8 protein-coding genes are annotated in these 11,438 nt (G+C 48.3%); 1 reads left to right on the top strand and 7 read right to left on the bottom strand.

From position 1 onward, the window contains the following. Positions 1 to 4: 4 nt before the first annotated feature. The 6 genes from rimM to P9L94_19970 all read right to left on the bottom strand — a co-directional run bounded on the left by rimM (position 5) and on the right by P9L94_19970 (position 6,245). On the bottom strand, positions 5 to 535 hold the full coding sequence (gene rimM, locus P9L94_19995; protein ID MDP8246377.1) for a ribosome maturation factor RimM: 531 nt from the start codon (positions 533 to 535) through the stop codon (positions 5 to 7). Between the two features lie 46 nt (positions 536 to 581). Continuing rightward, a complete protein-coding gene (locus tag P9L94_19990; GenBank protein ID MDP8246376.1) occupies positions 582 to 821 on the bottom strand; it encodes a KH domain-containing protein in 240 nt (79 codons plus the stop codon). A 15-nt stretch (positions 822 to 836) separates the two neighbouring features. Further along, a complete protein-coding gene (gene rpsP / locus P9L94_19985; GenBank protein ID MDP8246375.1) occupies positions 837 to 1,346 on the bottom strand; it encodes a 30S ribosomal protein S16 in 510 nt (169 codons plus the stop codon). A 56-nt stretch (positions 1,347 to 1,402) separates the two neighbouring features. After that, complete coding sequence (gene ffh / locus P9L94_19980) at positions 1,403 to 2,794, bottom strand: signal recognition particle protein (GenBank protein ID MDP8246374.1); 1,392 nt, start codon at positions 2,792 to 2,794, stop codon at positions 1,403 to 1,405. Between the two features lie 566 nt (positions 2,795 to 3,360). Next, entirely contained in the window at positions 3,361 to 3,744 is a 384-nt protein-coding gene (locus P9L94_19975) for a sigma factor-like helix-turn-helix DNA-binding protein (protein ID MDP8246373.1), read from the bottom strand. A 461-nt stretch (positions 3,745 to 4,205) separates the two neighbouring features. Beyond that, positions 4,206 to 6,245, bottom strand: coding sequence for a hypothetical protein (locus tag P9L94_19970; GenBank protein ID MDP8246372.1), 2,040 nt, complete (start codon positions 6,243 to 6,245; stop codon positions 4,206 to 4,208). A 1,368-nt stretch (positions 6,246 to 7,613) separates the two neighbouring features. Between P9L94_19970 and P9L94_19965 the strand changes: the two genes are divergently transcribed. Next, positions 7,614 to 9,290: a hypothetical protein gene (locus tag P9L94_19965; protein ID MDP8246371.1), complete on the top strand. Its 1,677-nt coding sequence runs from the start codon at positions 7,614 to 7,616 to the stop codon at positions 9,288 to 9,290. 240 nt (positions 9,291 to 9,530) lie between these two features. Here P9L94_19965 and P9L94_19960 read toward each other — a convergent pair whose 3' ends face one another. Further along, positions 9,531 to 11,354 carry a glycosyltransferase family 39 protein gene (locus P9L94_19960; GenBank protein ID MDP8246370.1) on the bottom strand — a complete coding sequence of 608 codons (1,824 nt, stop codon included), beginning with the start codon at positions 11,352 to 11,354 and terminating at the stop codon, positions 9,531 to 9,533. Between the last annotated feature and the right edge of the window lie 84 nt (positions 11,355 to 11,438).

Below are 11,438 nucleotides of genomic sequence, written 5' to 3'. Positions count from 1 at the left end.
GGGCTTACCAGTCTAGCTCAGGCGGGTCGACCACGATGATGCTGTCTTCGCGGCGAATTTCATGGACAAACTCCCGCGTCGCTGGAATCAAAACCTCTTCACCATTGCTGGTGCGGATCAACAATACATCTATCGCGCCGGTTTCGATCACTTGGTCGATACGGCCCAAGACTTCACCGCTGGGCAATTGCGCCTGCGCGTAGAGAAAATCCGCTTCATAAAAGAAATCGTCTTCCAAATCGGGCAACTGCCCCGGTTCCGCCCAGAGAACGAGCCCATAAAGCGCGTCAGAGCCTTCTCGACTATTGACGCCCTCGAATTTCACAATGGGGGCTTTGTCGGTCCCCCGAATATACTCGATCTTGAGAACGCGGTCTGACTGGTCCACATAAACGCACTCAAGTTCTTCCAGCATAATCGGATCGCAGCCAAATAGAGACAACTTGACCTCACCTTTCAGAGCGTGAGGCCGTAAAATTCTTCCAAGGTAGATTTTTTGTAAATCTACCTTGGGCTTTTTTCTTCGCAACGTCATTGCATGCCTCTGGCGTCAAGACAAAATACTAGACGCCGCAGTTCTATTAATTGTCTACAATCTCAACTTGCGTCTTGATGTTATCGACGGCGCCGCGGGCGGAAACCAGTTGGCGCAACGCGCGGGCGGTTTTTCCATTACGCCCAATCACGCGCCCCATGTCTTCCTGGTTCACACTGAGCGCCAATTCGACAACGCCTTCGCTGACTTTTTTCTCGACGACTTGTACGTCATCGGGATGTTTCACCAGCGATTTTGCTAAGTATGTCAGTATTTCCTTCATCATTTACACTTTCTGCAATTACGCAGGCGATTCTTCTTTCGGTGCGTCTTCGGGTTCGGCGGCGGTTTCTTCCGCTGCGGGAGCATCAGCCGGGGCCGCTTCAGCCGCAGGGGCTTCTTCTGCAGGAGCCTCTTTCGCTGCGGGCGCCGCTTCAACTGGAGCCTCAACCTTAGGCTTAGGCGCATTATAACCCGGATTCTTAACTTCTTCATTTGAAACAATTTTCGTGGTATTGGTTACCATTTGGTCTTCAGTCAGGTTTTTGTATTCGCCTGATTTGAATTTCGACCAGATTCCCTGCTGTTTCAGCAACGACAAGACGGTTTCTGAAGGCTTCACGCCGTTTTCTAACCAGCGATAGATATCCTTTTCTTTGAACGCCATTTCGACGGGTTGCTTAACGGGATCATACCAACCCACTTCAGCGACAGTCTTGCCGTCACGGCGCCAGCGTTGGTCGACAACGACCAAGCGGTAGAATGGAAGGTTCTTTTTGCCCATCCGTTTAAGACGCATCTTTAAGGCCATTTCTTAATCTCCTGTTTTCTATTGCCTTACATGGCTTATTCTAAGATATATTCGCGCTACATGCCGGGAAACATATCGCGCATTTTCATCATTTTCTTCATCATCTTTTTGTTCATTTTGGGCTTTTTGCCCTTTTTCATCTTTTTGCCAGCCGCGCCACCGCCCGCCATCATGCTCATCATTTCTTTGGCTTGGGTAAACTGCTTAAGAAGCCGGTTGACCTCTTGCATGGTGCGTCCGCTGCCTCGGGCAATTCGACGCTTGCGGCTGCTATTAATGACATTGGGCATCGAACGCTCAGTCTGCGTCATCGACAAAATCATGGCTTCGATGTGTTTCATGTCGTTTTCGCCGAATTTCACTTGCTTGAGCTGCTCCATTGCGCCCATGCCGGGGAGCATAGACAACATGCTTCCAATGCCCCCCATATTATTAACTTGCCGTATCTGGCTTAAGAAGTCATCGAAGGTAAATGTCTGGTTGACTAACTTCTCCTGCATGGCGAGCGCGTCTTCTTCGGTGACTTGCGCCTGCGCCTTCTCGATCAGGGTGAGCATATCGCCCATGCCCAAAATACGGGAAGCCATGCGGTCTGGATGGAACAAATCCAGGTCGTCCAATTTTTCGCCCATACCCGCGAACAAAATAGGACGCCCGGTCACGTGGCGGATCGAAATTGCAGCGCCGCCGCGCGTATCGCTATCAAGTTTGGTCAGAATCGCGCCGCTGATACCAAGACCTGCATTAAAATGCTGCGCCTGGTTGACGGCGTCCTGACCCACCATCGAGTCTACAACCAGAATAATATGAGTGGGTTTCCACTCGCGTTTGACCTTTTGCACTTCGGCCATCATGTCTTCGTCGATGTGCAATCGGCCCGCCGTATCGAGGATGACTGTATCGAGGCCTTCTTTACGCGCTTTGCGGGAACCTTCAGCGGCAATCTTGGCGGGGTCAACGTCGGTTCCCATCTGAAACACGGGAACGCCAACCTGCCCGCCAACCACTTCCAACTGCTGAATCGCAGCGGGACGATAAATATCGCCCGCGCAAAGCAGCGGCTTGCGGCCTTTTCTCGCCAACAGCTTCGCGAGTTTGGCCGCAGTGGTGGTCTTACCGGAACCTTGCAAACCAACCAACATAATGCGCGCTTCGCCGGACGGCAAGTCAAGCGTCTCTGCTTGACCGCCCAGCAATGCGGTCATTTCTTCTTTAACAATACTAATGACCTGCTGCGCGGGGGTCAGGCTTTTGGTTACTTCAACGCCGAGAGCGCGTTCTTCGATTTTCCCGCAAAACTCTTTGGTCGCCTGGACGTTAACGTCCGCCTCTAAAAACGCGCGGCGAACCTCGCGCAACGCCTCTTTGATGGTTTTCTCATCAAGTTTAGGCTTGCCCGCGATCTTGCGGAAAATATCTTGAAACCTCGTCTGTAAACTATCAAACATATTTGCTCTTGTGTTTATTAACTTTTCTAAATTTGTTCCCACTTCGGAACTTATCGCTTGGCTTCGCTACGCTGATGTTGCTTCTGTATCTATCAACCGTTCAGATATCCTGAGCCTTCACATGAAACCAAGGTAGGGTGGGCTCGCGAAGCAGCCCACCGATACAGTGTTTCAATATATTGCAAATGGTGGGTTAAGAACCCACCCTACGGCCCCTCTGAAGTCAAAATGCCCCCCTTAAAAAGGGGGGATGGCGCTGAAAGCGCCAAGGGGGATCAATCTCAACTCAAGACTTCGTATCGCTTGGCTTCGCTACGCTGATGTTGCTTCTGTATCTATCAACCGTTCAGATATCCTGAGCCTTCACATGAATCCAAGGTAGGGTGGGCTCGCGAAGCAGCCCACCGATACAGTGTTTCAAGATAAGAACCCACCCTACAAATTTCCCCTCCCCCCAATGTGGGAGGAGGTCTAAGAGGGGGGGGTGATTGCCAAATCGTTCAGTGAGATTGCGTCGGTCGCTCTCGCTTCCTCGCAATGACACAAACTACCCAACATGACACAAACTACCCAACCAATTTCTGCAGTTGCCTAACCGCGCGTTTCATCGGCTCAATGTCATACATTAGGTCATCGTTAACCAATTTAGACACTTTGCTTACCTGTTCGCGAATTGCGTCGATGTCAACTGAGCCGTTTGCCGAAGGCGCTTCTCCGACCGACTGCGCCGCCAGGCCGAGTTCGTCTTCAAAACGAAACAGGCCCTTTTTGCCGTGCTGAATCGAGTCATGCACCGCTTGGCGCGAGATCGACTGTGCATCGGCAATCTCGCCGTACGACAGGTCTTCGTTGTAGTGCAAGTCTAAAAACTCGCGCTGGCGGTCGGTTAATAAACCGCCGTAAACATCCATCAACAAGGCCATTTTCTTCTTTTCTTCGATCTTGTCCATGTCTGCACCTCAACCGTAAAGCAATTAATCTTGACGCCATATTGTAATCAGAACCCCAATTCATTCAATCCCCTTGAACAAATATTTCAGTCGTTGTAACGGCTTTCTTCTAAAATGAAAATCTCAAGTAGATTAGGTGTGCAAAGTAGATCAGGCTGGCAGGTGAGAAACAAAAATATATCAGCTAAGTAGGGGCGCAACGCGTTGCGCCATAATCCCCCTTCATTGGTCATGGGGAGGGCGAACCTCCTGGTGAGCCGGATAAAACCGAAAGCCTTTCTCATTTTCGCGGCTCGGCGGGAGCCTCGCCCTCCCCGCACAAATGATAAGCAGCGCGAACACCTGGCGGGTGGCAGGCCAAGGCGGCGAAGCCGACAGCGTTTTCCGCATTTCAAAAAAAACCAACCCCCACCTTAATCCTCCCCCAAACTTTGGGGGAGGAACTTCTTTATATCACATTTTCATTCGTAGATCGGTTCGATGTCCCAGGCGATGTCCCAACCGGGGAAATAGAAATCAGTAGACAAGCCGTCTAGCACATTCGCCGCCGGGTGGTAGGAATTGGTGTGCCGTCCGCCCCACAGGTCGATGAGAACGGTGGTTTCATCGGAAAAACGCACAAACGATGAGATCGAATGCACCCGGATCATGTTATTCACAAACAGCGGTTTGTCCGGCTCGATGCGGTTACTATAGTAAAGCATCCCCGTATTGTCCAAGACGATCCAACCGTCGCCGTTGGGTTCCGGCTCCAAGTCGACAAAGCGGTCTTCGCCAAACCACGGCAAGTAGCCATGTTGAAAATCAGGATCATTGGTATGGACTACGCCGAAGCCGTCGAGCAAGTAAAACATTAACCCGTCCGGCGTATTTTTGACTTCCAGGTTTCGGGCGATGTCGTATCCCCAGAAATAGGGCAGGTCGCGCGGGATGGGCATATCCGGCGACGAAGCGTGGATGCCGCCCCATCCATCCAGCATGTACCATCCCCGCCCCAATGGGTCAGGCTCGATGTCGCGCATGATGTTAAATGTTGGAATGTAAGGCAGCATCGGGCGCGGCATCTCTGGATTGGTTGTGTGAATTCCGCCGAAGCCGTCAAGGACGAACCAATCCGCCACAGGCCGCGGCGTGGGGACAGGAGGCGTGGGAGTGGGCGTCGCATTTAATTGCTGTTTTTTGCGGATTGCGATGTGTTTATCAATCAAGATTGTTTTGTCATTAAGATATTCAAGCGAAGGGTGATAAAAATTACTAACCAATTCTGAAATAAATATCTCATTGCGTCCACGATCATCCACCCGCAAAAGCCGTCTCGGTCTTCTTCCAGCAAGAACATAAAAACACTTTTCATCAGGCGCATAAACAAACTTCGACGCAAAAGTATCTAATAGATGGTGCGTTACTTCTATGATCCGCCCATCTTCTTCGAGCCGGAGAATTTTTACTGGATAGTTTGTGAGTACATGCAGTTTGCCGTCAGGTCCTTCAAGCGCATCCATAATTTCAAGATTGGGAAACGTGCTTATACCGAGCCTGTTTTGAGAATACGGATGCGGAGTTGGTATTATTGCAGGTTCGACTAAAGGAGATTCGATCGGCGTTTCAGAATCCGGCGAAATAGAAATGCGGTAAAAGGCATTTTTCATGGTTAGCGTATCACGAAGCGCTACGGCGTCGCCCGGTTCGCATCCAATGATTCGTGATGAATCAGCAACCGGAAGAAACAGCATATTCCTGGAGTCAATCGTATACGTATTCTCTGATGGAAGCGGCTCTATCACATACGTTCGAATCGTTTCTCGTGAAGACAGATATAACCGATTGTTAGAGTCAAGCATCCAGATATCTGAATTCAAATAGTCATAAAATTCTAGTTGAAACGAATATGCAGGATCACCAACAAGCTGCTGAGCGAGGTCATCTCCATTGAGCAAATAGAAATTATACAAAGGCGTATTCGTTCCTGGAGGATGAAGTAAAGCAGCATATAAGTGCAAATCTCTCCCTGGAACCTTGCCCAAAAATTCTAATGCGTCTCCGCTTTCCGTCGTCACCACAGGCGCTTCCCATAGTTCCGCCTCATATTCATTATTCACATTTTGATACGGTAAGGGTGTTGGCGTAGCCGTTGCCGTTGGCGTCGCAGTCGGTGGAACCGGCGTTGGAGTCGGTATATTGCTCTTTTCATAAAAACGAAACTTGTTTCCAACAACGAACATTCCAATTGGAGCAATCGAAAGCGACGAATCCGTATCAACCATTTCAGCAAGCAATTCGACGTCTCTCGCGACGGGATCAATTCGGAACAACTGTAATGGAGCCTTTGTTTTCGTCGTAACATAAAAAACATTCGCAATTTTATCATAAACGATGCTGTCCGCATCCGGCATCATTGGAAGCAGAAACTCCGTTTCAACGCTTCCATCAATATTCAAGCGCAACAAGGAAGGTGGGTTCGTAGTGAGAATATATAGTTTTCCATCGTGACCTGCTGTCATATCACTGAACGTTGCTCCGCCAAAACTTTCGGCATGCACAATTGGGGTTAACATCGGGGATTCACTGCTAGGAGTCAAAACAGAAATCGTATCAACTTCTTTATTGGTACGAATTTGATTATGAGCAACCAATAAATCACCAAAAGCGGCGCCTGGAATCTGAGATCCAAATGAAACCGCCCATATAGATGGAGAATAGACGCTAAATAAGCGCCGGGGTTCCCTATGGCCCGGAGTGGCTAACAAGACTCCAAAATACTTTGTCGCCATATAAAAATAATCCCCAGGGGCAACAGTCCAATCGAGAATCGTTTTCGACGTATCCAGATCATATATATATGATGGGGAATGCTCCCATTTATCACTAAAATCATGTTCACGCACTAGATATATCGCAGTAACAGACCAATCTATTGCAAATTTATAAATTTTTGAATTTCTCCATTTATAAACATGATCGCCCCTCACGGGATGAAGACCAATTAACGGAGGCTGATCTCCTTGAGGCAACTCGCTGACAATATATTCCCCCATGCGTTCCATGACAGGCGTGGGCGCTGGCGTGTATAACGGCGATTCGGGGGTCGGGGTTTTCAGCGGCGATTCGGCTTTGGGGCGCGGAACATCGAGTGAAAAAGCGTTTAGGGGAACAATCACCAACAGCAATAACATAGTATATAGGCGGGGCGCTGTTTGAGTCCAATGAGTGGTCATGTTGTATCCTCAATTAAAAGGTCTAAATAAAAACAAAACAGGCTATTTTTTCTACGATAGTCAAATCAAAGCGATTTGTCACGTAAAAATTTCATCGTAGAATTGAAGATTGTGTTGACAAAAAACCAATAAGTCGTATTTTCTATTGGTGCGGTTATTTACCTTAATGAGTTAGAGATAAGGTATTTTTCAACTAGAATCTCATGTTTCAGTTGCAGCAGCCGAAAATGAAAAAAGGGCAATGAACATGAGGCCATGAGAATTGGCTCTTGAATTAAATTACATTTAATGCAATTCTATTGAAACCAAGCATCAAAAGAACGGAGCGGCTTCTCACAGGAATGAATGGTACGAAGATACTGATTTTTCTTGAACTTGTGTGAAATTTCTCTTGACATGGAGATGGGTTTTTCCTATACTCCGATAAACTCTACGCGCTCATATTGCGTCGTTAGAGGCAGCATAAAAACTAAAATTTGATTGGTAAAACGAAGAGATTCGAGTAAGAAATGCAGCGGCGTTGTCATCTAACGGAGTTAGGTGTACGCTGGTTAAAATTTCTTATGAGGTCTCATGCGGCGAACTGCTATGATTACAGTCAGTTGGGATAATTGGTACAAACAGAAAATTCTTTTTTGCTCGAAGGAGGTCGAAATGGCCCTCAAGCATTGGCTAGTTGGCATCGGCGCGTTCCTGGTGATATGCGTCAACGGCGCCATGGCTCAAACCGCCAACCAAGATGGCATTTTGCTCCTGGACGCGGTTGGTAAGGTATTCAGCGCGTCAAACAACGGAGCGGTGGGCGTCTATGTTTTCAATGAATTGGAAGCACTTTCCAATGAATTTGATTTCGGTCTCCCGATAATGAAAGACATCGAATTCGTCGCAGACGAAGCGGGAGCGCCGATGGGCGCTTACGCAGTGGACGCTCTAGGCGGTCAATACGCCCTGAACCTCGCGGGAGCAAGTAGCAATTTGCCAACGCCGTTTGAACTGAGCGAAAAAGACTCCTCGACGCAAGGCATTCCCTATTGGGGATTCGATGTCGTCGAAGACCTCGAAGTTGCTCCTGATTGGCGATTGAAGAAAAATGGATATTCCGGTTACTTTATTCTTGATTCCGATGGCGCGATTCACTCCGTCGGTTTGAATAACCTACCAAAATACCCTTACCCGGCGACGGACTTGGACGGCAGCATCGTCTCTGCGCTCGAACAAACAGAGATTGTGACTGCGCCTTTCCCAAGCACGATTGATATTACCGGTTCGGGCTACACCGCTGCTGGATTTTTAAATGGCGATGTGGTGAACTTCCCCGTCAACCGCGCATATTACTTCACTTCGCATCCTGGTGAATTTTATGAATACAACGATTTAGAGGCAGGCTCCGTTGTTAATACAGCGACTCCAGTCTATCTCTACTTTGGTTTGGGCACGGACATCGCCCGCGACCTCGAAGTATCCGCTGAATTCGTCCAGATGACGGTGCCGACTCAAAACGGCCTCGATACGCGAACCATCGCCATGACCAACGGCTACTACGTGCTAGACGGTCTCGGCGGCGTTCATTCCAGCCGCTTAGCGCTTGACTTCGACGTCACCAGCCCCGACGGCAAACCCGACGGTATCTATTACGGCGACATGGTCAAGGATCCTTCCAAACCCATCGAAACGTTAACCGAAGATGATTTGAAACCCGAATTCGGCGAACCAATCAACAATGCGATTCTCGCTGAGCCGTGGTTCAATGATCGCGCCAACCTGCCTTACTTCGGTATTGATGCAGCGGTTGATCTCGAATTGACCCCGTCTGGAAAAGGCTTCTACTTATTAGACGTCTTCGGCGGCGTGTTCGCAATCGGCGATGCGCGCTTTAACTTCCCGGCAAATGATGATGGCTCGCCGTCAAATTCACGGACGCCATACTTCAATATACAAATCGCCCGCGACTTGGTGATTGTTCCTAACGCTGCAAACGACTTGGGCATCGAAGCCAATCGCTTTGCCGCAGGCTACATCGTCTTGGACGCGTTCGGTAATGCGCATACAGCAGGCGTTGCCAGCAATTACAACATCAAACGCACTGGTAACAATGGAAAGCCAATCTTCAACCCGTTGGGAACATTCGTCGCAGTCGAAACCGCTCCGGTTTGGACTGCAGCGGCCCCAACAACCTTGGCGCCAGCCGGACAGTTTATTCCAATCAGCGCTCCGAGTTCTGTTTCAACGAAACTGAAGGTCGGGTTTGATGGATTTGACTTCAGCGTTGCGCCTGGTTTCCGTACGGTAACAGCGGCATTCACAACGATCTCGCCGCCTCGCCCCAATTGATCTAAGTAATAAAAGGAATCAAAAAGCCCGAAGGAAATTCCTTCGGGCTTTTTTTATTTAAACCAATTCGTTTGAGGTAAAACAATTATCAATTAGAGATCACCGTATACTGCTGGCTTGAGTGGGTATATCACTGTGAGCGCCTGTGCATAAGGGCGACAAGCCCGCACCGAAGCGAGCAGAGTTGTACCCATGCCGTACAATAAATGACAGTGGTTAACTTGAAATGGTTGCTGACTTTTATTCGGCTGTTTCAAGAGTGTGATATGTTTTTTGATAGGCGAATATAAGCACTGCCAAATATATCCACCACATAGAAATGCCAATCAAGTGGAAAAGATATTTGCTGAAATCATATTGCGGCCCAAGATAAAATTTTGACCGCGAATATGTTTTGCCGGGCTCTAATTCTAACTCGTGTATGCTTCTAAATGGAAAATAGAGTATCTTAAATTTCTGTTTTGAATTACTTAGGTTCGTCACGCGAAATGAAGCCATTTCATCTGTATGTTTCAGACGTATGAGATTGTGTTTGACTGATTGAATCACGAAACCCTCCATTTCGATTAAAGCGTCTCCAATGATCGTCGCGGCCTTTTCGGAAGGCTGCATAAGCGGTTGATTGCTGATAACGCGCAGAAGATGCTTTCCATTTTTCGTTGCCTGTAAGCGCTTCAATTCAAAAAAATTGGCGCCATTGGTAATCGTTTGAATTTCCTCGTCACTTTTTTGATAAGCGACCCAATAGGCTGGATACTCACTGCGCAATAAATCATCAATATAGTCAGGCGAAACATCCAAACTCATTGTGTTACGATAGACATGCAACGCGGTTGGGCCATTGTCATACGTTAGTGGAAAGGCGCGCCCTAACGTCGAGTCAATTTCCTCCGCCGTCTCATGTATAGTTTCAAGCCATTTAAATTCTTTGTGATAATCGAGTGTATGATAAAATAAACCGAATAAACCCGTGAACGAAACAATCAACCCGATTGAATATTGCGCCCACTGGCGAGACGACCAATGCGCTTTCCAGCGAGCGATTTGCGCTCCAGCCAATAATGCGGCGGCAGGCAAAAGCGGGAGCAAGTGGTCAGCGCGTTGATGAGGCGCGAGAGAAAACACAAGCAAACCAAAGAAAAAATACGCAAGCAAAAACCATTCAAATTGTCGAACGGTATTATCCTTTGCTGGATGCTTCCACACGCGCCAAAATGCGGCCCAAGCACATAGGCTCCAAGGGAAAAAGCGCGAAGTGAAATACAAAATCGGCTTATACCATCCCCCGCCGATCACGTCTCCACTGTTACTGGTGACCGCATGGTTCACAAGTTCTTTTGTTATCATTTTGGCGATTAACGCATCGCCTTCTACCAGCCAGGCCGCCCAAAACCAGCCGCCGCAAATGAAGAAATAGGCGCAGGCGCCCGCGATTAATCCTCTTCGGTTCCAACCCTGAGGCGGTTTGCATGCAAAGAGCGCAATCAAGCCGCCAGCAGCAATGAAGACGCCCAAGGGGCCTTTAGTGAGCGTGCTTGCGGCAGCCATCAACCAAAATGGCAGCCAGTTCCATTGGCGATATACCGACTGGTATAAGAATATTGCCGTGAAAAAAGTCGTAAAACAAAAAAGAGTATCGGTGCGGATTAACGAGATCATCTTGAAGCCCGTTGGAGACAGCAAAAAAACAAGCGCAGCCGTAAAACCCGCCATGCGGCCAAAATAACGGCTGCCAAGCGCGAGCAGGCCCCATGAAAGCAATAGCATCGACATCGCATTGGGCCACAGCAGCGTGAAGCGCTCCACACCTCCAGTCACCATTGACGACAGCGCCGCTGCCCAGGCGAACATGGGCGGTTTGGATGTAATGTCTCCGCTGATATCGCGTTGGCATAGCCAATTGTTGTTTATTAAAATATCCAATGTATACGCCGCTGGTCGTTGCTGGTCATTATTCATCAAGTCATTGGGCGCAGTCAGGCGAACCACCAGCAAGAAAACCCATGCAAACGTTATCAGAAAGAGACAAACACCTGGAGTTAATTTTACATTTTTAATAAACATTTATATAACACATTTCCATGTTTTCATTTTTATTTCATTACTGTATTTCACGCAATGATAGCCTCAATATAGACATTAAAAAGC

Origin of the sequence: Candidatus Hinthialibacter antarcticus (assembly GCA_030765645.1) — a bacterium.
Taxonomy (GTDB): domain Bacteria; phylum Hinthialibacterota; class Hinthialibacteria; order Hinthialibacterales; family Hinthialibacteraceae; genus Hinthialibacter; species Hinthialibacter antarcticus.
The sequence above is the reverse complement of the archived record's forward strand: the minus strand, read 5'-3'. Positions and strand labels throughout refer to the sequence as shown.

What these genes read in the sequence shown, in the direction of transcription:
- rimM (MDP8246377.1), bottom strand. Translation starts at nt 535, where the DNA reads ATGACGTTGCGAAGAAAAAAGCCCAAGGTAGATTTACAAAAAATCTAC.
- P9L94_19990 (MDP8246376.1), bottom strand. Translation starts at nt 821, where the DNA reads ATGATGAAGGAAATACTGACATACTTAGCAAAATCGCTGGTGAAACAT.
- rpsP (MDP8246375.1), bottom strand. Translation starts at nt 1,346, where the DNA reads ATGGCCTTAAAGATGCGTCTTAAACGGATGGGCAAAAAGAACCTTCCA.
- ffh (MDP8246374.1), bottom strand. Translation starts at nt 2,794, where the DNA reads ATGTTTGATAGTTTACAGACGAGGTTTCAAGATATTTTCCGCAAGATC.
- P9L94_19975 (MDP8246373.1), bottom strand. Translation starts at nt 3,744, where the DNA reads ATGGACAAGATCGAAGAAAAGAAGAAAATGGCCTTGTTGATGGATGTT.
- P9L94_19970 (MDP8246372.1), bottom strand. Translation starts at nt 6,245, where the DNA reads ATGACAGCAGGTCACGATGGAAAACTATATATTCTCACTACGAACCCA.
- P9L94_19965 (MDP8246371.1), top strand. Translation starts at nt 7,614, where the DNA reads ATGGCCCTCAAGCATTGGCTAGTTGGCATCGGCGCGTTCCTGGTGATA.
- P9L94_19960 (MDP8246370.1), bottom strand. Translation starts at nt 11,354, where the DNA reads ATGTTTATTAAAAATGTAAAATTAACTCCAGGTGTTTGTCTCTTTCTG.